The following is a 25503-nucleotide window of genomic DNA, read 5'->3' as shown; positions in this document are numbered from 1 at the left end:
ATCTTCCCTAATGTTCTAAATAGGATGTAGAGTAAATGTTAAATTTGAGTGCGGGGGTTTTATTTGCAAGATGTGTTTTTGTGCGGACAAATCCGCAAAAAACTCATCTACCTGAATTCTGATTCAGGAGCCCAAAAACTCGCAACTCGTTTTTTGAAAATGTATTTTATGGAAGAAAACAAAGCTAAAAGAGGTTGGGGAAGAGGACGAAGAAAACCCAAAGTAAATCGGACTGAAAGTATTTATATCCGATGTACGGTAGAGGAAAAAGAAGCAATTAAAAAGATTGCTTCCGAGTATGGCTTGGAAGTATCAGCATTTTTAAGAAAGAAAGCTTTATATAAGGAAGCTTCCCTTATTAATGCCGTAGAATTTTTAAGTATGTACAGAGAGAGTGTACATGAGTTAAAAAAGATTGGAAATAACATAAACCAAGTTGCCCGATATGTCAATTATGCACAAAAAACAGGTGATATTTCCCCGGCATTACTGGAAGAAGTAAGCAATTACTTACAGGATTTTATCCGTTCTCAAAGAGAAGTTGCGGATTTAGAGCGGAAGATATTAAGAGGATAACGAACGTTTTATATATTATAGTATTATGAAAACGTATATTCCTATAATATAGAAACACATAAAACGATAATCCCATATTATCGAAACAAATAATATAGGATTATCGAAATATTTATTCTTTGATGATGTCAGTAAAGCTTGAAAAATCTTCCATCTTGAAAGCGTGTATATCTCTGATATAATCTTTGAAGGAGACATTCTCTTTTAGCGACTGTATTACCCGAAATATATTCAGCAGCCCATCATCATGGCAAATATAGAAAGTATCAGAAATGGGCTTGAAGCCATTATTGCTTAAAAGCCTGCAAATGTCTTTTTTCAAGAGACTTGCATTTTTTGATTTTTCAAAAGTTAAATAGATTCCATGCATATTATTTAGTTTTAGACCTCGTGAACTTATTTCCCTTTTGCATACTTTCAAGTTCTTCCGGTGAGCAGTGTTTTATAGTATACTTTTCACCGTTTTTTCTTCGGATAATGATTTCTTCGCCTGCTATAACCTTTTCAAAATACTTATTCATACTGCGGTTGAACTGGGTCAATGTAATCTCCATAAACATTTATTTTGAGTTGTACTTAATCATCTTGTAACATTTCGTTCCGTCAGGCGAAAGTACAAAATAAGCGGAGATTTCCTGCCGAACAGGTTGTGCCAGTTTAGGGTTTTGGAAAGAAAAGTAAGTATCTACTTTCTTGGCAAGTATATCAGTACTGGAGCGGCCACTGTATCGGCTGACATATTCCGGTTCCCATTTCATGGCTGTTTCCAGTTCTGCTTTAGCCTTTTCTAAATCCTTTTGAGAACGACCTGCAGATGCCTTGGCGACCAAATCATTTCTTCCTTTGTATTTCTCTAAAACGCCCTCAAAATATGTTACACTCTTTTGAGCGGAATCTATTTTCTTTTGTTTTTCGATTTGGTATTGTTCCTGAAGAATTTTCACACTGTCAGCAACGGTAATATCCGACAACTCAAATTTCTCGAACTCAATTTTAAAATCGGTTTTAATTCCATTTTCTGTTTGTAGATAATCCAATACGGTTGTTTTGTAAACATCGTCTGTGCCATTACAAGAAACGGCAATAAAGAGCAGAGTAAATAATAAGATTTGTTTCATAAATCGGTGATATTTAATTTTGAATAATTATCGAAGTCAAATAGACTTACAGGATTACAGGTAACTTTCGTTTCTTTGCCTAAAGCTAACCCTATAAGTAATTGGAACTGTCCGAATTTAGCCATAATATCAAGCGTTGGAAGTTCGATTTCTTTCCCTAATGTTTTGTTGTAGGTATTGAAGGCGTGGAGAAAGATGTAGAAGGGACTAACATCTCCCTTGGTGCTAAAATAATCTGCAACATCTTCAGATATGTACCAGTATTCCAATAGGTGTTTTGGAATTTCAGAGGTTTTCGTATTGATGTTCTTCGTAATATAATCAATGCTTTCTTGGATAAGAGGGTTATTTGCCATGTTTTACAGTTTTGAGGTTCACAATTCCACGGCAAAAAAAGAAGCGTGGAACATACTCACCCGCTGTAAAGGTACTGGCATACCCGGAAAACGAAATAAGTAGCCCACGCCTTTGGCATGAGCGACCACATTCCATTTCGTTTTCCTTTGAGAAAGTGCCAGTTTCTTACAGCGAAATGTTTGCGAACGCAAATTTATTAATATGTCTTTAGCGGAGTAAACCGCTTATTTTCTAGTACAAAGATACAGCTTTTCTGATAAAAAGCTGTATAATAAAGTCGAATAAGAGTAACGGTCAGCGGCTTGGCGTTCGGGCGGTTGGCGGGACGGAGCCTGTCAACTGAAACGAATGCCTAAGCGGGCGACCAAACTTCCGCTGTCCTACTAATCAGTCCGACTGACGCCAAACCGCTTGTTGGTGGCTGGTGTGTTTTTCCTTTTTAATACTTTATTTCTCGTATTGCCAAGGATTCTATTTCGCCATCTTTGTATTCGATTTTTTTAATCCAATTACCTTTTTTATCAAAGGAATCATACTTGTAAGTGTAAATGCCTTCATCGTATCCACCAGCAAGTATTTTTTTCTCTATCTCTTGAGATTTGTCATCGAATGCTGATTTATACCAATAAGCAACATCTTCTCCATTATAAACTTTAAATTCAATGATATTTCCTTTATTATCTTTGGTTTGTTCTTCTTTTGATACAACATTATCTTCCGAATCTTTAGTAATTATTGTTGTTTTCAACTTGTCAAATTCACTATAAGAAGTCGTTATTTTGCCATCGGAAGTTTTTCTTTCCCAAGTTTCACTTTTTGACGTTCTATTTTTCAAATTGCTTGTTGACGTTACATCGTTATACTTTTGATAGAATTTGCTTTCTATACACTCTCCATTTTTAAATATATTTGTTATAGAATACTTCATATCTCCATCTCCATCATAACACACTATTTTTTGGAAATTTCCAGTTTTATCAAACTCATAAAGAACAACTTCGTCAATGTCATCTTCAATCACTTCTCCGAATTTTTCAAAAGCATCATATTTGGTTTCTTTGATTGATTTAGGATTACCTTTAAGACCTAAAAATTTTTGGTTTTTATTGCTCTCTGAACAACCAACAAAAAAAACAGCAACAGCTAAAATAAGCATATTTTTTTTCATTTCTTTACTTTTTTGCGCCCTTACTATGGACTTATGTTTATAAATTTCTTTCTGCTCTTACGGCTTTGCAGATATTGCCTCATTGCTGTAAGTATGCTTTTATTGGCTTATAACCGTGCTACGTTACACTTGCCATCAACTCATATATATAAGCAGTCATTATCCGAAACACGCACCCCACAAAGATAACACTTCCTCACAACAAATCGAAGAAATAGAAACTACATTTCTAAAAATTAGACTTTTATGCTATCCATTTCGTCAAAATCTCCCGGATTAAGTCTTCATCTTGCAGATGGGTGTAAATATCCTTAATGTCGTTTCCTTCTGTATGCCCCATCATCCGTTCAGCAAATTTCTCTAGAATCCCTCTTTGGGCAGTTATCGTTTTGAAACTATGTCTGGCTCGATGGAAGGTCATGTGCTTATTGATACCTTGCTCTTGCATAATCTTTTTTAAGTAGCGATTTGTAGGCTGATTGCTTAACATAGAAAAAATCTTTTGGAAGTTTTTGCCACTTCCAAGTAAAGCTTTTACCTTATCAGAGACAATTGGTATTTGATAGGGCATATTATTCTTGTATCGTTCGTTGCAAAGTAGAAAACACTCGTGTTTATCAATCGTATAGCGCTTTATGTCTGCATAGGTGACAACATTATATTCAGCATACGAAAGTCCGGTGTAGCAAGCAAAGAGGAAATTCCGTAAGACTGTTTGCTTTCCTTTGGTATAGGTGTTGCTTTCGTAGACCTTATATAGCTTTTCGATTTCTTCTTCCGTCAGAACATCGTTGTTTTTCGCTTTGATTTTCTTTTTTATTTCAAACTTATCATACGGGTTCTTGGATATTAGTTCTTTGTCGATTGCTACACCTATCAGGAATTTAAAATTAGCATGCTTCTTATAAACGGTAGATAACATATTGCCGGATTCTACTTCATGTCTGTGAAACGCTTGAATAAAGTCGAGCGTTATCTCGCTAAACGAAAGAGTTGGCTTCCATACTTTCATTGTATTGATAAGCTTTTTGTAGTTCTTAATAGTCCCTTCTCGGCGGTCTGTCTTTAAGAATTCTAACTCCTGTGTGATAAAGTCGTAAAAGTCAGTATGGTTTTCTGTCTTCTCAAACAATAACTCCCGGAACTTTGGAATAGGCAACGGGTTATTGTAGTTGTCCATTATCAAGCTTGTAGCCCTTTGGTGTACTTCCCGGATAATTTTGTTGAACTGGTAAGATAACGGATTACCTTTGCGAACCATTAAAGCGTTTTTATCCCAGTGTTTTGGATAGATTGAAATACCAAGACCAATGTAGGTGCTTTTGCGATTGACAAGGTAGCGTAGTGCCAATGATTGCTTACCGTCTTTACTGACATAGAACTGTCTTAACTGAAATTTTACTGTTGCTCTCATGATTTAATCGTTTTTAATTTGACTAACATTTGACCAACAAAGTGTGCAATTTCTGAAATTTTGCTTTCTAAACCTTCTACCACAAAGGCGCTAACTGCTTGAAAAACAGAAGGATTAGAAATTTACTTTCTAATCCTTCAACATACTTAGAGGTTCCTGGCGGATTCGAACCGCCGTAGACGGTTTTGCAGACCGGTGCCTAGCCACTCGGCCAAGGAACCATGGAGGGCGTAGCCCTTTTGTTTGCGAGTGCAAAGTAAACCAATCTTTTTCAATTACACAAGTGTCCTTCCCTTTTTTTGATTTGTCGGGGCGTATGGATTTCGTATTTTCATAGCTACTTTTATATCTTTCACATGGGTGAACGAGGTGGTTCACCTCCGTGAGCTATACGGCTCACCTTTGTGAACTGGGTGGCTCACATAGGTGAGCCGCTAAAAAAGTGCGGAAACAAGTAATAGTTTTTTCCGACTTAAGTACTAAAATAGTGGGATTGGGTTACGTTTTCTGTTCTAATTTTTGAGGTGCTGAAGAGTAGATAAAAACAGCCTTCAGGCAAACGGGCTGTAATTTAACAGTTTGTGAGCGACTGAAGGCTGAAGGGTATTTTTCAACAACTCAGATTGGTTGTTGTTTGAGGGGGTTATTTCTTTCCGAAACCAAATAGGCCACCTAGTTTTTGGAGGACATCAGGGGTGCCGTCGCCGTCTTTATCCGCAAGGGCTACCGATATTACATCGTCGAGGCCACCGCCACTACCGCCAATCAGCGATGTTAGCATACTACCTAATCCGCCACTTCCTACGTTGGCTTTGTTCTTCTGACCTCCTAAAACCGACAATAGCATAGGGGCTACTGATGCCAGGATAGCTGTTGTTTGTGAGGAAGAAAGGCCTGTTTTCTGAGCGAGTCCGCTTTGAACTTGCGAGTTCTTGCCACCAAGAATGTGACCAAGTATCTTGGCTCCGTCGGCTACATCTATATTTTTCAATAAGGATCCGATATTGCTTGTATTGGAACCGGCATGTGCATCCAATGCTTTAGCTAATGAAGCGGCTCCGGATTCTGAGGCTGCATTTTGCTGCATACCCTTCATCAGGATAGGAATGGCTGACTGTATTAAAGCAGAAACCTGACTTGGCTGTGCGCCGGTACTTTTACTCAATGATGTTACGCTGTCCGAACTGGTAAATACTGATAATAAATCTGAAATGTCCATCTTACTTTTTCTTTAATTGTTTATAATAAAATTATTAAGATAAATGCTACAGTTTTTAATATCGCACCTTATCTTTTTTAGTCTCGTTTTATCTAAGGGTATCTTCGCAAAGATAAATACAAAATTGTTAGAATAACAACTTATAAGAGAAGCAAGTTCATTATTCTTGCTTTTTTTGTATTGCTTTCAGTGTATTCTTTCGCACAGCCCGGATAGATGGAGGTAAATCATTCTCCATCAACTCAAGTGTCAGCTTTAATTCCTGTGTTAATTCAGGGATAGGACGACACAATTCATAAGCCAGTTTCATGCAAAGTGTTTTTACACCCGGTAATTCTTCAACAGAAAGCATTCGTTCTAAGCAAAAATCCAGAAAATCTACTCTTGGCGGATTGGGGAATGTTTGCTTGCTTAGCAAATTAAGAATGATCCGCCGCTTTCCTCCGTGTTTACAAACCAATACTTTATCTATTAGTTCATCTTGTTTAGCGCATAACCATTTATTCTCTTTCGATGAAAAATGAGTAAAAACCCAGGCTGCCTGATAACTCACAACATCCTCATCATCGAGAAGTAGCAAATCGTACAATTCTTGCCTTTTGCTATTATCCTGCCTTACCTGATGCAGTATTTCCATAATATCGTACATCCCGATGCGCTGGGAAAGTTGTGATCTTAAGTTCATCTTTCGTTACTTTGGTAACAAAAATAATAAATAAAACAGAAGAGACTGCCCCCTACAGGAAACAGCCTCTTCAAAAATATACATTGGTCGGTCTTTATTTCTTTGTAACCGTTAATACAGCCTGTTCGTTACCAGCCGACAGATCAACAGTAAAGACGTAGGTAGCGCCTACTTCCAGTTCGGAATGCAAACCTAAGTTACCCGAGTCGCGGCCATTCGTTCCGTCACCAATAAGAATAATATCGCTATTTGTAGTAATGGCATCAGCACCAAACTCTCCACCCCAGTCTTTCTGGTGGAAGAATTTAAAGTTGATTGAGTTCGCATTTACTGTCTCGCCTGCTACTAATGTTAGCTGATACTTCTTATTACCCATAGGAGCCAAACAGATGGCTTTATCAGTATTCCATCCCACCTCGTTATCGGCAACCGATGGTTTTCCTACGCTTTCACCAATCACCCAGATAGCACCCGTTCCGTCTTCCTGAAGTGAAGCTGGCGAATTACCGCTTAATGCTTCAATCTTGATGTATTTCATCGCCAGATTAGCCGTGAAGCGATATTTGCCACTCATAGGAACGAAGCTAAATTCGTTGTCGCCTTCTTTCTTCAAGAAATCTGCATCAATCCACCAATTGGCAAGATCACCGATACCTTCTATCGTGAATGTATGGCCGGTAGCCATCTCCTTATCTATCTCATAGTTCTCTTTGTCGAGCATATTCATTGCCGCGCCATCGAACAAGATCTCGAAGAATGGAGCTGCTTCATACGTTTTTGTATTGAATGTCACGGAATAAGCACCCCCTACCGGACTCACAAAGGGTATGTAGCTGGAAACCCCTTCCGTAATCGCTCCACTTTCCCAACCGAAAACAAGCTCTGTTCCCTTATCGTCTACCACCGGAGTTTTGATGTAAGCCGGAAGATCTGTAGACGGAAAGGCTTCCGTTGCCGCATATTCGTTAGAGGCTCCCGTAGGAAGCATCGGATAAGAAGCGTCCTCCGTTACCAGAATCAGATAAGGATATTTAGCCCGCGTTACGGGTACATCGATGGTTTGTTTTGCACTCTTCATCGTAGTATTCAGCAAGACAAAAGTCAAAGTTGCTGTTCCGTCAGGAGTACCTTTATTGAAGGGGACCGATATTGTACCGGAATACTCTCCGTTTTCTTTGGTACGAATAACCGTACTTGACACTTCTTCTTCCCCGAAGAACAATTTAGCAGTCAGGGTAGACAAAGAAACATTATCGTTTACATTGACTACAAATGGCAGCTCATCACCAAAATGCACATTGGCAAACTGGCTTTTCACTTCTATCGTAGGATTCCCGGCCTGCTTGATTTCTAAATCGTCATCGTCGCAGGAAGGCAGGATAAAGAAAGCCATTAATCCTAATATCCAATATTTTAAGTTTTTCATAAAGCTATTTTTTATTTTTTCCAAAGATATGATATAACAGATTTTGCAGGTACCTCGTAGCTGAAGTGGTTCTTGCCGTCATCAATCGTAACCATCTTATTGCTGGTATTACTATTGAGCAATACTACAGAGTATGTTCCATTCGGATTCTCAAACGCAGAGAAGTAAAAGCCAGCATCCGAAAAACCGGAAGTTCCGATACGTACAGCTCCAGGTTTTACAACTGATGACATGTGTCCTATAATGTAATAGTGTGAATTACGTGTGATAGACGAATAGGTTGCCCTGTCGATATCTACTGCACCATAGCAAGTCTGACATCCGCCTTCGCGGTTGGGTCCCCGCTCACTGTCAAGCATCAGATTCCAAACAATAACACCTCTACACCAATTATTTACAGTTCCAAGTGCCACTTCGCGCATATCTTCAATCAAGCGAACCTCAAGGTTGCGTCCATCATTCCATGTACCGATGGATGTTTCCGTGAAAACCAGTTCTTTATCCGGATAACGTTCCTGGATATCCAATAGTTCGGACTTATCGCCCCCATAGTTGTGATATGCCGCTCCGGCTACAATATCACCGTCAATGCCAGCATCATAAATCTTTACCGGATAATCGTTCTGGTCAGCCATATTATCGTAATTGTAATTATGGTCGAACAGGTAGATCTTTGTATTCAAGCCTGCACTCTTAAACTGAGGAACCATGTGATTCTTTACAAACTCAAGTTGCTCTTTCCAACCCATAAACAAGGAAGCTGAATTCCCATGGTTCAAGGGTTCGTTCTGCGGAGTTACAGAATAAATTTTGTAACCTTGTTGTTCAAGCGCCTGAATCCACTTCACGAAATAAGTTGCATAATCCGCATAATACTTCGGATTCAACTGTCCGCTTGTCCATGAATTGAAAGGTTGCATATCCGTCAGGTTATTTACTTTCATCCAGCGGGGGCAAGTCCAAGGCGAGCCCATGATCTTCACATCCGGATTAATGGCCAGAATTTCTTTCAGAATCGGGAAAACATAATCTGTTTCTTCTGATGTAAGGCCGAAATTCTCAATACCAACCTCATCGCAACAAGTGTATTCACTGAGAGAGAAATCTGAACAACCGATGGATATACGGATATAGCTCTGCCCCATACCTTCCGTTGTTGAGAATGTTTCTTTCAGGAATTTATCCCGGTTCTCTTTCGACATCTGCATAAGGTTATAACAAGATGATCCTGTTACGGCAGCACCAAAACCATCCATTGTCTGATAACGCGTAGTCGGTTCCAGTTTAATAGTACTGGGAGACATATTGCTTTTATCGCTGAATGCAGCAGTCTGTTTCTTAAATTCCTGCGAACGTGTATTCGTTGTGACATACATCGTTACATCCGCTTTTGCTGGTTCCTCCTGTGTTCCCTCTTCACCACCTTTCTCTTTATTAGAGTCACTACATGCAGTGAAACTACAAAGCATGGCAATCAAGAGTACATTTATCTGATATAATATTCTTTTCATTTTATTAAAGCGTTACTTTTTCAACATGTACTGTATTATTATTCAAATTCACAGTAAAACGATAATTAGTCGATTCTATGCGCGGGTCGTTATCTCCGTTAGGAATGGTCCAGTCGTTATCTCCGGTAATGATCTTTTCTCCGGTGAATGTGAAGCTTCCGGCTTTCTTTTCATTGCCCCAACCTGTGTTTTCAAACGGCTTGAAACCTGCGTAATGATCGTTATCTCCCGGAGTATAGAAGGTACCCTGATACACACCTTCGCTCACACGGCGCAGCAGCACATAGTTCATTACATGCCCGAAGCCCCAGTCTGTATGTGTCCGTTGATGTCCACTATACACAGCAGCAATTTCCGCAGAAGTTACGTTTGTAGGATATCCCAGTCCATAACCACAAGCCAGCAAGTATTGAGGATAAGAAGGATTATCTACTCCTACGATTATGTTCTTGCGAACCGGGTTATAATAAATCGTGTATTCGCCTGTTTCGCCTAAGAACTTCACTTTGCTATTTGATGTACGTTCAAAGAAATCCGGATTGTAAACATTTACCTTGTCTGCTAATTTACCAACAAGAGTATATGTCTTTCCGTTTTCAAGCTTACGTGTTAGCGTACGGAATGATTCGTTATATACATCCTGTTCGCCAAAAGCGCTCAATGCAATATCGTCAGCTCCCAGAGCACTACCGGCAGCAGTCACACTGAATGCAAAATTGTCATATGTAAATGACTTTGTGTAATCTACATTGGGCGTATAAGCAAATGCAGACTCGCCTTTTTCGTCAATCATGGCTATTTTGCCATTTACATTGCCATAAACCGCCCCAGAGTAGTCTATTGTGTTATCTGCATTGATCTTTTCTGCTATCTTAAAGTTGAACGAACTGTCAAATGTAAGATCAGAACCGACATACTTATCCGCCGACTGTGCTTTAAGAACAGCTACATTACCATCATCGGCAACCAGGTAAAGCTGGTTGTATACAGGACGTTTCCCTGTCAGATCAGTTATTTCTGAAGAAACAGAACCTTTCAAGATATTAGTAACTACCAGATTAACTTTTACATTCGCATTATCCGCCTGATTGCTTAACAGCGGAACGAAAATAGGATGAGAAACCTCAACCGTCTCCCCATTTACAGGAATGCTTCCGGAGGTGATTACTCTGTTTTCCGATACGATTTCATAATCCAGCATAGAAAGAGTAGTAGCCGGATCTATGAGAGAGGCCGTCAGTGTTATGGAGTCGCCAAAGGTGAAGCTGGCGGGAGTTATACCAGCCGATTGTATCACCGGTGTTGATTCTTTGCGAGGGCCATATTCGTCATCGCATGAAGCAAACAACAAAGTAGCTATCCCCAGCAAGATACAAAACTTATATAATGAATTCATATTTCAAATTTTTAATATGTTTCTTAACCGAATTAATAACCAGGATTTTGAACCAGATTCGGATTTTGATCAATCACATCCTGTGGAATGGGCAGGATATACGACAAAGAAGTGAAAGGATATACCTGAGCCGGACGTCCTTCGTCTTTGGCATATACAGCATTCATTACTTCTTCTACCTTATCCAAGCGTACAAGGTCGAACCAACGCTGCCCTTCAAGAGCCAGCTCCAGGCGACGTTCTTTCAAATAAGCATTCAGAATAGCATCTTTGCTGGCAGAAGCTGATGTAGGCAGAGCCGAAAGACCTGCACGACGGCGCGTTTGATTGATAATCTGTGCAGCCCCTGCATAATCACCTTTACTAATAAGAGCTTCAGCCTTAAGCAAAAGAAGATCTGCATAACGCATCTTTATCATACTATTGTACGCACTACGGCACTTATACATAAAAGCATAATTATTAGCCGGATAATACACATTCCAGTCACATTGGTAGTATACAACGGTCTGCTCATAACGTTTATCCCCGGTTTCGCTATTGAATGCTTTGATCAGGTCGCGCGAAGGAGTAATCCACTTCAGCCATGTGAAATAGAATGTCCAGTCATTCAAGGGGCGTCCCAACATCCAAACGACCCAGTTTGTATTTGCAGGGAAGAACTGAGCTTCAAAGATGGTTTCTTTCGAGTTACGCGTTTTTGTTTCAATTGCTTTGTTTTCCTGTGAAGGAGGTAGATTCGGATCAGTCAGAACCACTTCGAAAAGGTCGCTGAAGTTATCTAGCAAAGCAAAACCGTCACTTGCCAGCTCATCTACATACTTAATCACTTTGTCATAATCACGCAATGGCTTCTCGGCATATACCTTTGCCAATAATGCACGCGCTACCGACTTTGTGAATTGTCTTTTATCATCCGGAGTATTATTCTGTGCATATTGCAAGCCTTCAAGCAAATCTTCTTCTATCTGCTGATAGATAGTGAGTTCATCTGTTTGTGGAGGGAAATAAGCCGGATATACATCTGTTACTGTTTCAGAAGAGATATCCCCAGCGGTAGTGATTACCAAAGGTACATTTCCCCAGATACGTACCATGTCGAAGTAGATCATCCCACGCAGGATTTTGGCTTCCGCTTTGTATTGGCGTTTCTCAGCATCTGTAAGAGACGGATCTTTTACTTCGTCGATATGACAGATCATCTTATTGGCCTGTGCTATATTCCCCATATGTCCGTTCCAGTCACGTTTCAGGTTGGTATTGGAACCTTCGATAGAGTTTACTTCAAAGGGAGTTGTTTCTGCATTAGGCGAACCGGCGTATGCATTATCCGAATGTGATTCGGCAAGCAATAACATATCAAGATACCAGTGCTCCTGGCCATTTTTGTATACATCCAACAATGTTTGTCTGTGTGATAGTACAGCTTCTTTATCCTTAAAGACTACCTGAACACTATCCGTACTTACTCCTTCCGTCACATCAGAATACGTATCTAACGGATCATAGCCCAACGAACAGGACGCCATCAGACAGGCAGACAGAATGGATATAATATATTTCGTTTTCATTTATTTACTTATTTAGAATTCAACATTTAATCCAAATACAAATGATTTGCTATGCGGATACGTTCCCCAGTCAATACCTTGTACAGCTCCATTACTTCCCCATTGGTTTACTTCTGGGTCCATGCCGTCGTATTTCGTTATTGTAAGCAGGTTACGCGCCGTTACATAAGGTTGCAGGCGAGAAACGCCTAGCTTGTTTAGGATACCACCTCTGAAATTATAAGAAAGTGAGATGTCTTTCAAACGCAAATAGCTGCCATCTTCAATGAAATAGGTAGATGGTTGCAGGTTGAATCCGGCTTTAGGTACATCAGTGATTTGTCCCGGTGTGCGCCAGCGTTTCAATACTTCTGTCGACTGGTTCTTCAGGTCATACATACCTTGTGTATCCCCTTTGGAGGCATTAAAGATATCATTGCCTACTGATCCCTGAATAAAGAGGCTCAGACTGAATCCTTTATATGAGAATGTATTAGTAAGTCCATACGTAAACGTTGGGTTCGGATCGCCAATATAGGTCTTGTCCGAAGCTGTGATCTTGCCATCTTCATTGATGTCGCGATACATTAATTCGCCTGTTTCGGGATTAACGCCGTCACTGATATAGCCATAGAAGCCACCCAATGAACGTCCCGGTTCGTTACGTACTACACGGGTCTGGTGGAAAGCCTGGGTTGTTTCCGCATCATAATAGATTTGTTGCAATTCCAGTTTTTCCAGTTTGTTCTTGTTGAAAGAGATATTAAAGTCGGTATTCCACTGGAATTCACGAACCAGGTTGCGTGAGTTAATAGCCAATTCAAAACCACGGTTCATCATTTCTCCTTCATTTCTTACGATACTGTTTGCAGCAGCGGCTCCGGAAGGTAATGATACTTCCATCAACATATCAGTTGTGTACTTGTAATAGTAATCCATTACCAGGTTTAAGCGGTCTTTGAACAGCGTAATGTCCAAACCAACGTTTGTTTGAGTAGTCGTTTCCCATGTAAGGTCGGACGTACGAAGGTTTGCCTGTGTAATAGTTGGAAGCGCATCTTCTTTGCCTGTTTCAAACCAAGCCTGGCGACCAATGTTGTAACGTTGCAGATAGGCATAATCGCCCACACCTGATTGGTTACCAGTCTGTCCCCAACCGGCTCTGAGCTTCAGGTCGTCCAGCCATTCTATATCCTTCATAAAGCCTTCTGCTGAGATACGCCATGCGGCTGATGCCGAAGGGAATATACCCCAGCGATGATCCGGATGCAGTTTAGATGAACCGTCACGACGGATGTTAACAGTCAGCAAATATTTACTTTCATAATTGTAAGACAAACGCCCGAACATAGACATAATGCCCCACTCAGCCGCTTGTGAACCGGTATTGTTCCAGGCAATTTTATTGGCAGCATTGAGAGTGTGGATGGATGCATCTTTAAAGTGTGATCCATTGATATAACTCCTTGTCCATTCCGAATCGGTCCATGAGGTACCCACCATTGCTTCTACGTTATGTTTGTCTGCAAATGTTTTTTTATACGTTAATACATTGTCAAATATCAACAAGGTGTTTGTTGTACGGTTATCCCACGCACTTCCCCAGTCATCACGGTCTGAACTATGTACCGGAGGAGTAAAACCTGTCTCTTTACCATTGCGACGGTCCAGCGTGAAAGAAGACTTAAGATTCAGTTCCGGCATAAACGTAATCGTCATATTTCCGGAAGCAATCAAACGATTCTCTTTGTTTGAGTTGTTCTTTCCATTTTCAATAGACTCTATCGGGTTGGTAATATTCTGTCCGAAGAACGTACGATTGTACAAACCTTCACTGTTTTTAATAGTAGAAGCTGTCGGTAAGTTTACAACTGCCAATACCACACCGCCACGGTTGGAACCCTGGCCTGTTGATACACCATTACTTGAATTGTCTGAATAAGACATATTCAAACCCACGTTCAACCACTTACGCACCTGGCTGTCTATATTAGCACGAAGGTTATAGCGGCGGAAGAAAGCCGAGCTAAGCACCCCTTTCTCATCCAGGTAACCACCCGATACGAAATAGCGTAATTTCTCATTACCGTCAGATACTTGTAACTGGTAATTCTGTGTAACACCGGTTCCGTATACTTCTTTGAACCAATCGGTTTGGTCTGTTATACCTTCCGGTATGGAGCCCGGACGCAGTTCGTCCATCAATTCTTTGTATTGCCGTGCATTTAACGACTCGATCTGGTTGGATACATTATTAACTCCCACTTGTATACTAGCCGCTACTTTAGCTCCTCCTGCGCTGGCCTGCTTGGTGGTGATAAGTACTACACCATTAGCGGCACGCGAACCATAAATAGCTGCCGAAGACGCATCTTTCAAGATCTGCAAGCTGGCAATATCATTAGGCGAAAGGAAGTTAAGGTTGTCCACAGGAACACCGTCTACTACATACAGCGGATCATTACTACCTTTAAAAGAGGTAGTACCACGTACACGGATCACGATTTCCTGACCCGGAGCACCATTAGGCTGATAAACGTTAACACCAGCCGCTTTTCCCTGGATAGCCTGGGCTGCAGAAATGATTGGACGCTCGTCAAGGTCTTTCAAGGAAACAACAGACACAGCCGTTGTTACATCCTTCTTGGCAACCGTACCATAACCTATAACTACAACTTCTTCAATCAGTTTGGAGTCTTCTTCCAACACCACATTTACCATAACACGGCTACCTACTTTTACTTCTGATGTAGCATGGCCGATATAAGAAAACACCAAAACAGCATCATCACCCGGTACATTGATTTCATAATTGCCGTCAAAGTCCGCAATTGTACCCAGTGTTGTTCCTTTTACAATAATGTTTACACCTGGCAATGGCTCTCCTGCAGAGTCAGTTACCACACCTCTGACGTTTTTGGCGTTCTGTGCCTGTACTGACAGAGTAAACCCTACTATCAGTAACATTAACATAAGAGGGATTTTCATTTTAAAGAAATTAGTTCCCATACATGAATAGTTTAATTTAGTATTAGTTGAAAAAGAATATTTCAATGGATTTAGAATATTTGGCATTACCTAACATTTAAAGGTTTAACAAAACATTTATTTAATCATCACAAATATAATTAAACACTATTTCACTTTTAAGCAAGGGTGGTCATTAAGTGGATTTTTTGGACACAAACACAATATTATCGACCTGTAATACAGTCGTTTAAATAAATGGAAGATAATAAAGAAAGTGGAGGAAAATGAAGATTTTAAAACACAAAAGGTTGTTAAAATTCAAGTAAATTACAGTATATAAGAGAGGCTGCTGCATGAAGAAAAAAAACGTACGCATACGTTTAAAAAATCGCATGGGTGGGTTTTCGAAATCGCATGCATACGTTTTGCAAATTACATGCATGCAATTTAAAATCAAAATAACAACATGAAAAACAACAGGTTAGAGAACCTATCTAATTAATGCTATTAACTCCTCAAAATCATCACGTGATTTGGCTCTGTTTTTTATTTTGGCGCGATAATTATAAATTGTATTAACCGAATAGCGAAGAAAGTCGGCTATTTGTGAACTGTTGTTAATACCTAGGCGAATAAGAGCCAAGATGCGTAATTCCGTATTCAGTAATTCATCTTTCTTTAATATGATTCTTTCTTCGTCGATCAATAAATCGTTGACTTTTTCTACAAAATCCGGAAATATCTGTAAGAAGGCTTTATCGAAATTAACATAGAGTTCTTCTGCTTCTTTATCCATCATTTCATGAGAAGCTGTTGTTCTCAGCAACTCTGCGGTTTTCCCTGTACTGATTTTCTTATGTACCATACGCCGGAAAGCATCCATTTTATCAATATAAGTAGAACAAAGCTTGATAAAGTGCCCAATATATTCTTCTTTTATATTATTGGATTCGGAAAGGTCTATATTGACAGACTTCAATTGTTCATTAACTTGATTTAGCTCTTTATTCAATTGCTTCAGATTTGCATTGGCCTTCTGTAAATATCGTCGTACGATAGCTATACGTTTCATCTGCCTGTAAATATAGAAAAACGCAATAATCAATAAGACAGCCAGGATACTGATCAAATACAGATACTTCTGAAGTTTATCATTTTGCTTTTCAATCGTTGCCTGATACGTTTTATCTATCAAAGAAAGGATCACAGCACTTTGCAGACTCCGGAGGCGGGCATTATAGAATACAGTTTCACTCCAGGAATAACGAATATAATTATACGCCCTCTCCATATCATTCTCATTATACAGGATCTCGGCCAACATCCACAAAGAGGCATGATCTTTTGTAGCAGAAAGAATATCCGACAAAGCAGAAAGCGCCAGATAATATTTCACTCCTTCCGTATTTCCGGCCTGTCTGTAATCCAGCGCCCGGTTATAAGCGGTAATGGCATATTCACGAGTTCCTAACTCATGCTTTTCCAAGAGCCTTAAATTTATGGCAAGGGCTTCGTTTACATTATTAGAATAACGCAAAGCTGTCTCTTCCAATGTATAATAGAGTTCATTATCCGGAGTAAGGATTTGCCGTAACGAATCCTGATATTGATTCGCAATTTGCCGGTAACGTTGTGCACCCTGAGTATCCTGAGTATAATAAGCCAACTCCGAATAAACCCGTTCATACGTATGATAATAGTTTGTCAGTAAATGCGCAGGTATTTTAGCTCGGTTTATAAGTCCCAAAAACTCTACAGCCTCCATATATATCCCTGTAGAAGCCATCAGAGAAGCCATCTCTAATTTGCTTTCATACAAACGTTCAACATCTTTCAGTTGCCTGGCTATTTGCACATTCTTATTCTTGTAATAGATAGCAGAATCGCAGATATAAGGACGATATTCATCATAGATTGCAGCAGTCAGATTATATTCTTCTACTGTGTTTTTAGTTACAGTATTCAATCTTTTCTTGAGATGCCTGATACGCTCTTCCTTCTGATTCACATAAACCTCATGATTCTCTATCGCCTCATCCAACTGAAACAATAAAGAATCCAATGAATGTTGAGCATAAGAAATACATGGCACAAAAAAGAAAACATACACTAATACTCTAAATTTCATCATCTTTCATAATAAAGATTAACAAACAAGAAAAATTCCCCTTCACACCCTACAAGCAAAGATAACATAAATTAAGTAATTGTTCTCATTCTTCTAAAGCTTATTTTTGAAGTATTGGCCATTTAGATAGTTATCCTTCTTTAAAATTCTCCTTTACGATACAGTCTTTATTATTTACTTGCCGATACATTATGTAAATTGCTTATGATTATCAGATGTTTATATTTAATCAGATGTATTATAGGTGTACCATGTGTTTTTGCAACCTGATGAAGAAAATCTATTGTTAATATACGTGGTAATTTCGCCTGTAATTTCGCCGAGATGATATAATAATTTAAGTCTCATTTATATACATAGCTTTGATATCTTCTAATAATCTATTATTAACCTTGTCATTTGTCATCTCTAAGAAATTTAGAATATCCTTTTTTTTAATGAGGTCGAATTCTTCGACATTCCATTCATATCTTGAATTGATTTCCTGTGAACCCCAATCTTTCTTGAAGTAATTTGTAATAAAATAATACAATCTAATTTTCGTGTCTGAAGAAATGAAAGCAATTACACATTTATAGTCTGAAATATTAGGAAACGCTGTTTCATATTCGAGGAATATTTGAGTATATGAAACTGGAGTTCTAACAGAGTAGCCATCAATAACGAGTTCTTCATATGTTTCTTCGTATGGTTGAGCACTTGGATTTGCTGTTCTTTCAAATGCACTAGGATTAACTCTCCTTTTCCTTCCGACTTTAGTATAAAGGGGGCTGCAAACCACTCATTCATTTGAGATGCAAGAAATTTTCCAATTATTTTATAATCAATCGATTTATCTTTGTTTTTAGAAAAAACGGATCGTATTGTATATATATTTTTTAATTCGTCTGTAATTTTTAGTCCCTCAATTTTCTGTTTGATTTCTTGGAGTAAGTTTTTATAATAATCAAGAGTGACATATCTATTCGACTCATATCTGATTATTTCTTCAATGGTCGTTAAATTAGGTTTGTCATTTCCGACTTCTTTATCTTGATTTTTTAGGGGAAACTCCAAATCTAACTTATTTAAGATATCATCAACAGATTCATTCTTATTGCAAAAGACATCTGTAAAATCGGCTTGAGTAACAAAGTAAGGTGTTTGTTCTGGATATGATGAAAATTCATCAGATATAAAAGAAATAATATCCTTATATCTAACAATAGAAGTTATGTTCTTCACTGCATTCAGAAAACTGATTGTGAAAAAGCTGAAATTTTTGTTTTGAAATGAATACTGTGTGTTTAATGATGAGTATAAAAAATAACAAGACTTATATTCTTGTGAGGTTTTCTCAATATACTTATTAACAGAAGAAATGTCTTTTATATAATTCACTCCCGAATGACAAGCATCAACTATCTTTATAACTAATTGGGGGGATAAACTTTTGATTAGATTATCTAATTCTGAGTTTTGTAAACTAGTCTGAGTTTTTCTTTCTGTGTCAAAATCAGATAAAATATAATAAAATTCATTCTCTGAAAAGTCCCCATGCCCAGAAAAATAGAAGAATAACTCTTCGACATCCTCTCCTTTATATTTTTTTATAAGAGATGCGACTTTTTCTTTTATATCTAAACTTTTTTCATTTTCAGACATAACAAGAACATCCTTATACTTTGATGTTGAATAAAGTAATTCTTCCATTGCTTTTACATCATTTTTACATCCAGGAAGATTAGATATGCCGTTTGAATATTCTGATACGCCTATTAAAATTGCTAAATTCATATTGTGTCTTATTCTAAAGTTAAATATTCTTGTTGTATAGTCAATACGTTAGCCCCAATTGCCACAATGGTACAATATTCAAATATCCACTCTCAATATCGTCTTTTACAATATATCCATTCTCAACCTCCTTAATTTGCTTCTGTCCTTTGTGCTTACCTCCGACTTCAAACGTTTTATCATCTATTAAGAAGTCAGCGACAGACGATGATAGTACATCATATTTCACCCGCATTTGATTTAAAAAGAATGTTTCCCTAATATTGCCAATGTTGGATGTATCTTCGGCAAGACTATAAATAAGATTAGTATTGTCCAAATATATTTTATCGACTTTTCCTAATCCTCGAACACCACCTGTATTATCTCTTAATTGGGCTATCATGCCCGCTTCCTCAATATACAGACAATAGTCTGCGATATTGTTCCGACTCGCAGATAACATTTCTGCTATCTTACTCATATTAGGTTTAAATGGTGCACTCTTGGATATTATAGCTAATAATTGTTTCAATTTTCTTCCAGTAGCCACATTCATGTCGGCATACATCGGAATATCATTTTCCAATGTTTGATTAATTATCTGCCCTAATCGTAACCCAAAGTCTTCTTCTAAGGCGAACGGATAATAGCCGGTTCTTAAATACTCAGAGAAAAGAGGTAGTGGGTGTTGTACAGGCAATTCAACTTTGTGCTGCAATATTTCTTCTAACGAGTAGGTTCTTGCGGAAATACCATGAAACAATTGCAAATACTCTCGGAAAGACAACCCTTGCATGTTATATATAACTGCCCTACGGCTTAAATCCGAAGCTCCTTTTTTTATATCCAGAACCGAAGAGCCAGTAAATACCACATTCAAATCTTTGTGATAGTCGTAAATCAACTTTAATTCCTTTGCCCAATCTTTGTATTTATGGATCTCGTCTATAAACAGGTACTTACCGCCATGCTTAACAAAAGTATCAGCCAAATCGACAAATTTGTTATCAACAAAATAAAAGTCTTCTGCCGTTACATAAAGCGTTTCGGCTGGATTGAGATTTTGCTTGATATATTGCAAGACTAATGTTGTCTTACCAACACCACGAGGTCCAATAAGGCCTATCATCCTGTTTTTCCAATTTATTTCATCGTACATATATCGAAGAAACTTCGTATCAGTTTCTTTTATCAGTCTATTGGAATATTCAAATAATTTATCCATACATCTTTGTTTTTCACAAAGATAATATATTTTGCACTCTAACAGTGCGTTTTGTTTTGTTTTTTGCGCTTTAAAGGGGCGCACCTACTTGCCGATACAGGATATGTATATTTCATATTATCAGCTAAATAGTATTTTTGGCGGTACAAAGCTCAAAAAACAAGTGTGTAGAATGTATTGAAAACCAATTATTTAGCGTTTTGTACGGCACAAATGTACTGTTTTTCTTCAATTCTCCAAATCGGAGAAGCATTAACCTGCTGAAATATTGACAATTGCAATGCTTTAGCGAAATTACGGGAGAGTGAAAATCCCGTTTTATAGCCTTTCTTCTGTTTCTACTGCTTTATCCGCATCACTCTTCTGCTTCTTTTTTGCCTGATAATGAACTGAAATTAACTCTTGTACTTCATCCATTGTTATCTCCCCTTCTATCTGTCTTCGAGCAATTTCAACCAAGTAGTTCGAGGTCTTCAAGCCATCGACTGCTTGCAGACCAATTGCCATACTCCAGTTAGCGGCTCTTTCTCGCTTTTCTGGGTCGGGGTGTTGGAGGTATTCTTCGAAGATTTGCATTGCTAAGTTCTTTTGTGTTTTTACAGTTGTAGTACCTCGAAAGCTTCATGGTTTTTACCAGATTTATCATCCCAAATTATTTTAATTTTAAGATAGTCAGGAGATGAATTGAATGGTGATACCTTAATATCAAACCGAGCTTTAGACTTCAATGATGGAAAAGGTAAGTCAATAGGATATACTGCTATGTTATCAATTTCCAAACCTTCAACCCTAATATTTGTCGCCTCAGCTTCTGATGGATTATAAATACGGATTATACGGCTTGGTTTTTGAGGGAAAATATTAGCTCGTAATTCAGCATGATTATTGGCAACCCACTTCTTTCTCCATTTATACAGAAAAGAAATGACAGCTGTAATGGCTACAATTATGGAAGTAGTAATCTCCCAATGGGAAATAATCCAATTTATCAATGAAATAACCTTTTCATTCATTTGAGAAATCCCTTAAAAGCTTTTCGTAACTCTTCCTCTACAACCTTCTTTGCATCTTTTGCCAAATCGGTTTTAATCTGTTCTAATGATGCGCTGTTATATTCTTTGAGTTCTTCTATACCGCCCAAATACTCACGATCACAACAGATACATTTAATGTAAGATTGATCTTCTGAGATTTCAAACTGGTCATCACTACCACATGTATCGCATCGTAGAATCCATGTGTATTTTCCATTTAATTCTTCTAATTTTCTCATAATTCTATTTTTTTATTTCCCAATGCCCGCTATATCCACTACCAACAAAGACTACCTTGTCACTCATCTTCTTAAGTCTACGTTTAATGGTGCTTAAACTAGTATTGGTAATTTTAGCCAATCCTTCCCTTGTAATTTTATTGTTTTTCCGAATCTCTTCCAGTATAATCTGTTCTATTGTTATCTCTTGAGGTTCACCTTGGGGTTCTTGAGGTTCACTTGACGTTTTTAGTGGATCAAATTCATTTGATTTTTTATAGGCTTCTATCTCTTTGTGCAAATTGCGGATATGTTCAGCCAACATAAACTCACGAAAAGGTTCTAATGATTCTTGCTCTCGAGAGTCTATCAATGCCTGTATATATTCCGCTTTGTTATCTTTTTCCACTTTGGTAGGAATAAGACCAAGTTCGAACTGCAGGTGATTCATCACAAGACGCGACATTCTGCCATTGCCATCCACCCACGGATGAATAGTTACGAGTAAATAGTGAGCATCAAAACTCAATAGATATTTTTCTATTATATCATCGCTTTGCAGCAGAGTATTTCTACGATTATTCATTTGTTGGCAGAACGCTTCCAAATGTGTCGGAACTTTCAGATAATTCATATAAGAGCTTCCACCTATTCCTGCTGTTACATTAACTAAACGAAGATCACCTTTAGAAGAATCAAACGAACCTTGCAAAGTATTGTAGACGCTACCAGTATTCTTCATCACAATTGCAGAAAGGGATTTGAGCATTTCTGTGTTGAATTCAGTATGTTGTTTTGCCAACTTCATACTGTATTCATAAGCCGCTTTCAAATCAAGGTTCATCATCTGCTCGCCAATTGTCCGCCCCTTTGCAGAAATACCTTCATCAAAGAGCAATTGGTTCTCTACCTCCGTTACCGTAGAGCCTTCTATAGCAGTAGAATGTGTAATAAGAGAATAGAGATAGAACTTATCATGATCTATCTGCTGTCCAATCCCTAATTGATTGTATTCATCAATAAGTTGGAGAAGTTGCTCTTTATTAGTCTTTTTCATGCGATATTGATTTGCTTATGTGGTTAGCCTTTTATGTGCTTTGTGATACTTTCTTAAACGCTCAACATCTTTGTCTGAAATAGCAGAAAATCTTCGTATATCCATATTATCTGCTAAATCATTAATCTTTACTCGAACAGCCAATGGATTTGTCTGAACCCGTTTTATAAATTCTTCATAAGGTTCATCTTCTGATGTCTTAGTTAAACATCGTATTGCATCAACAATATGCGTTGAGAATCCTTCCTCTTCTAGTTTATCGAAAGTCCAATTGGTATCTTCTACAATATCATGAAGAACACCAACGATCTTTTCATCGTTAGTCTTCCCAGCTTCCATGACACGCATAACATGACCAATGTAAGGCATTCCGCTTTTATCGAATTGACTTTCATGGGCTTTAGTCGCTATTTGGATGGCTTTTTGTAGCATCGATTTCAATGGCATATTTGTTTTTCTATTTCAAAATAATCTCCACAAAGTTTTCAGGCATTCCCAGCTGATTCATAATACCTGAAATCCTATTTATAAAGGTTCTAGCAGAAGCATTTACATGAACAAGCTCCAAATTATCTTCTAAAATAGTTTGCTTACTATACAAAAAGTTACCATCAAAAGTTTTATAGCGTTTCTTCAAACTGTCATTTTCTTCTATTTTTCTCTTTAGATTCCTCCAGGTAATTATAATATCTGAATTCCCAAATAGCCGATCTTGATTTGATACGATAACATCATAGTCGTAAACATTACTATTCTTAATCCATTTAAGAAGCTTAATGAATAGATACTGCCAAGATCCTGTCTTAAAATATTCCGAACCTATTTTAAGTTCTTTCGGTTTGTTTCCTTCCGCAATTTCCCCAGCCTCTTCGTCTAATGGAGAAAATATAGTAGTATCTATGCTTTTTGTACTCCAGTTGTCAATAGTTTTATTCCTCTCTGGCAAGGGAAATGTGTCTAAGAACCATCTTGTCATGTTGTCTCGGTGATTTTCAATATCGCTTTTGTTCCATGTTTTCCTTGTAATGATATCTATACGATAATATAAGGAAGAATTATTGAGTTTCTCTTTTTTTAGTCCAAATGGTTTATTCCCGATTTCACCATTAAACTCGGTGAGGATCAAATTGCCGATATTGTGGAGATATTGTTTGTGGATCTCTTCATGAAGTTCGCCCAACTCATTTCTCCAAGAGTCAGAAATATTTTGTGGCATAACATGTTCTATACTTATTTTAGGGTTTCTAAAATCTACTGATACCTTTGCATTGTTCTCCTCTATTTTTCCTAGAATAAACTTTGCATATTTTTTTGAACCTTCATAAAAATTCATGGTTTTCAATTGATTTGAAACTTCATTATCATTAGGGATTCTTAATTTATAAAACATATTAGAAAGCAATTCCATCATTGTAGTATTGGAATTGGCTAAATCTGCAATTTTATCACATAGTAAAACAATATTTTTGTTTTCGCCTTGTGCTAATCCAAGAATACGTCTGCGAATAAGATAGGTTCTAATATCTTTTAATATATCGATTAGTCTCTCTTCGTTCAATTTTATACCTTCTACTCCTTTTTGATAATATTCTAATAAACCAAGTACGAATGGCTTAAATGCTTCTGATTTTATATCATGAAAGATGTTTCGCAAAAGCTCTTTAATTTCAATATCATTTATAGGAGACGAGGATATCTGCTCTTTTACATCTTCTGTAATAATCCACCGATACCATGGGGCAAAGCAAATGGCATCATTTGCAAAATCTTCACGATTAGAAAAATTATCATTTACATACTCTTTAAATAACTGATAGACTTCTTTAGTATTACTATCTACCTTTTCATCGCTCACTACTTTTATGGAGCTTGCTGTTTTGTACTGTAAGTAGTCTCTATAAAATTTTGAAGTGTCTTCATTCAGCTGCATTTCAATAATAGGCTGCCATTTTGTTTCGTATAAATTAGATTGTTTTTTGCTATCAAGAGATAACAATATAAAGTTCCTAACTAAATCGGCAAGGGTTAATGCCTTTCCTAATGAATTAAGTGTTTCAAATATGATTTGTGGATCCTCTCCTTTGTACGGGCGCTCGTCTAAAAATATAACTGCAACATTCATTCGCTGAAGTGCCAAAGTGTAATGACTAAACTTAATCTCCGGAGAGGTTCTTAAGGTGTCATTTATTAACCGAATAAAGGTCTGATAAGCAGCCTTTATTATTCCAGTATTTGGTTCTTCTTCATTTACCAACGCTCTATACGCATCCCAATCCTTTGTTACTTGTTTTAGTTTTATCTTATCATCAAAATCAGAATCCTCATTTCTCAGATAACGGTTTGTTATTTTGTCCTTGAAGGTTGAATCAGTTTCTATATCACGCAAAGCTATCAAAAACAATAATGTGGTGGTCAAACGTTGTTGACCGTCAACTACGATCGATTTATTGGCAAAACCATCACGCTCTTCTCTTAAAACAATGGTCCCAAAGAAGTGCTCCAATTTATCTTGTTCCTGGGGATTTAACTCAGATCTAACTATACGCAATACATCGTTAAAATAACGTTCTATCTCCAGTCTTCCCCATGCATACGCTCTTTGAAAAGGAGGAATAAAGAACGATGTTGCATTTCTGGTCAATACATCACTTATTGAGCTACTTATTGGTTTCATATATTCTGTTCTAATGGTA

Annotated in this window: 23 protein-coding genes and 1 tRNA gene; 1 reads left to right on the top strand and 23 read right to left on the bottom strand. The window is 37.8% G+C overall.

All coding sequences use genetic code 11. The annotated features are described in order from the left end of the window. The first annotated feature begins 168 nt into the window (after positions 1 to 168). Positions 169 to 576, top strand: coding sequence for a plasmid mobilization relaxosome protein MobC (gene mobC, locus M2470_RS10515; RefSeq protein WP_280744857.1), 408 nt, complete (start codon positions 169 to 171; stop codon positions 574 to 576). Positions 577 to 688: 112 nt separating this feature from the next. Here mobC and M2470_RS10510 read toward each other — a convergent pair whose 3' ends face one another. From M2470_RS10510 to M2470_RS10400, 23 genes are all read right to left on the bottom strand, one after another. Next, entirely contained in the window at positions 689 to 898 is a 210-nt protein-coding gene (locus M2470_RS10510; RefSeq protein WP_280744858.1) for a hypothetical protein, read from the bottom strand. A 49-nt stretch (positions 899 to 947) separates the two neighbouring features. Continuing rightward, entirely contained in the window at positions 948 to 1130 is a 183-nt protein-coding gene (locus M2470_RS10505) for a hypothetical protein (protein ID WP_280744859.1), read from the bottom strand. 6 nt (positions 1131 to 1136) lie between these two features. Further along, a complete protein-coding gene (locus M2470_RS10500) occupies positions 1137 to 1694 on the bottom strand; it encodes a hypothetical protein (protein ID WP_280744860.1) in 558 nt (185 codons plus the stop codon). Then, positions 1691 to 2050, bottom strand: a complete 360-nt coding sequence (locus M2470_RS10495; protein ID WP_280744861.1) for a hypothetical protein — start codon at positions 2048 to 2050, stop codon at positions 1691 to 1693. The genes M2470_RS10500 and M2470_RS10495 overlap by 4 nt, the downstream gene beginning before the upstream one ends. A gap of 440 nt (positions 2051 to 2490) precedes the next feature. Further along, complete coding sequence (locus M2470_RS10490) at positions 2491 to 3219, bottom strand: hypothetical protein (protein ID WP_280744862.1); 729 nt, start codon at positions 3217 to 3219, stop codon at positions 2491 to 2493. Positions 3220 to 3463: 244 nt separating this feature from the next. Beyond that, a complete protein-coding gene (locus tag M2470_RS10485) occupies positions 3464 to 4633 on the bottom strand; it encodes a site-specific integrase (RefSeq protein WP_280744863.1) in 1170 nt (389 codons plus the stop codon). Positions 4634 to 4783: 150 nt separating this feature from the next. Beyond that, positions 4784 to 4854, bottom strand: a tRNA-Cys gene (locus M2470_RS10480). A gap of 422 nt (positions 4855 to 5276) precedes the next feature. Then, positions 5277 to 5852, bottom strand: a complete 576-nt coding sequence (locus M2470_RS10475; protein WP_280744864.1) for a DUF937 domain-containing protein — start codon at positions 5850 to 5852, stop codon at positions 5277 to 5279. Between the two features lie 160 nt (positions 5853 to 6012). Next, a complete protein-coding gene (locus tag M2470_RS10470) occupies positions 6013 to 6537 on the bottom strand; it encodes a hypothetical protein (protein WP_280744865.1) in 525 nt (174 codons plus the stop codon). 94 nt (positions 6538 to 6631) lie between these two features. Then, positions 6632 to 7963 carry a DUF5125 domain-containing protein gene (locus M2470_RS10465; RefSeq protein WP_280744866.1) on the bottom strand — a complete coding sequence of 444 codons (1332 nt, stop codon included), beginning with the start codon at positions 7961 to 7963 and terminating at the stop codon, positions 6632 to 6634. A gap of 11 nt (positions 7964 to 7974) precedes the next feature. Next, entirely contained in the window at positions 7975 to 9474 is a 1500-nt protein-coding gene (locus M2470_RS10460) for a glycoside hydrolase family 30 beta sandwich domain-containing protein (RefSeq protein ID WP_280744867.1), read from the bottom strand. Positions 9475 to 9478: 4 nt separating this feature from the next. After that, positions 9479 to 10870, bottom strand: coding sequence for a hypothetical protein (locus tag M2470_RS10455; RefSeq protein WP_280744868.1), 1392 nt, complete (start codon positions 10868 to 10870; stop codon positions 9479 to 9481). 32 nt (positions 10871 to 10902) lie between these two features. Next, complete coding sequence (locus M2470_RS10450) at positions 10903 to 12441, bottom strand: RagB/SusD family nutrient uptake outer membrane protein (RefSeq protein WP_280744869.1); 1539 nt, start codon at positions 12439 to 12441, stop codon at positions 10903 to 10905. Between the two features lie 12 nt (positions 12442 to 12453). Beyond that, positions 12454 to 15387 (bottom strand): TonB-dependent receptor, encoded by a 2934-nt coding sequence (locus M2470_RS10445; protein ID WP_280744994.1) that lies wholly within the window; start codon positions 15385 to 15387, stop codon positions 12454 to 12456. Positions 15388 to 15880: 493 nt separating this feature from the next. Continuing rightward, complete coding sequence (locus M2470_RS10440) at positions 15881 to 17518, bottom strand: DUF6377 domain-containing protein (protein ID WP_280744995.1); 1638 nt, start codon at positions 17516 to 17518, stop codon at positions 15881 to 15883. Between the two features lie 564 nt (positions 17519 to 18082). Then, positions 18083 to 19294, bottom strand: coding sequence for a caspase family protein (locus M2470_RS10435; protein ID WP_280744870.1), 1212 nt, complete (start codon positions 19292 to 19294; stop codon positions 18083 to 18085). 40 nt (positions 19295 to 19334) lie between these two features. Continuing rightward, entirely contained in the window at positions 19335 to 20501 is a 1167-nt protein-coding gene (locus tag M2470_RS10430) for an ATP-binding protein (protein ID WP_280744871.1), read from the bottom strand. Between the two features lie 318 nt (positions 20502 to 20819). Further along, positions 20820 to 21077: an antitoxin VbhA family protein gene (locus M2470_RS10425; protein ID WP_280744872.1), complete on the bottom strand. Its 258-nt coding sequence runs from the start codon at positions 21075 to 21077 to the stop codon at positions 20820 to 20822. A 20-nt stretch (positions 21078 to 21097) separates the two neighbouring features. After that, complete coding sequence (locus M2470_RS10420) at positions 21098 to 21514, bottom strand: hypothetical protein (protein ID WP_280744873.1); 417 nt, start codon at positions 21512 to 21514, stop codon at positions 21098 to 21100. Further along, positions 21511 to 21774, bottom strand: coding sequence for a hypothetical protein (locus M2470_RS10415; protein ID WP_280744874.1), 264 nt, complete (start codon positions 21772 to 21774; stop codon positions 21511 to 21513). The genes M2470_RS10420 and M2470_RS10415 overlap by 4 nt, the downstream gene beginning before the upstream one ends. Positions 21775 to 21778: 4 nt before the next feature. After that, complete coding sequence (locus M2470_RS10410) at positions 21779 to 22810, bottom strand: Fic family protein (RefSeq protein WP_280744875.1); 1032 nt, start codon at positions 22808 to 22810, stop codon at positions 21779 to 21781. Between the two features lie 15 nt (positions 22811 to 22825). After that, positions 22826 to 23257 (bottom strand): phosphohydrolase, encoded by a 432-nt coding sequence (locus M2470_RS10405; protein ID WP_280744876.1) that lies wholly within the window; start codon positions 23255 to 23257, stop codon positions 22826 to 22828. 10 nt (positions 23258 to 23267) lie between these two features. Continuing rightward, positions 23268 to 25484: a DUF262 domain-containing HNH endonuclease family protein gene (locus M2470_RS10400; protein ID WP_280744877.1), complete on the bottom strand. Its 2217-nt coding sequence runs from the start codon at positions 25482 to 25484 to the stop codon at positions 23268 to 23270. Between the last annotated feature and the right edge of the window lie 19 nt (positions 25485 to 25503).

This window comes from Parabacteroides sp. PH5-46 (genome assembly GCF_029892785.1).
Taxonomy (GTDB): domain Bacteria; phylum Bacteroidota; class Bacteroidia; order Bacteroidales; family Tannerellaceae; genus DFXE01.
Note: the sequence above shows the minus strand (reverse complement) of the source record. Positions and strands in the feature narration are given on the sequence as shown.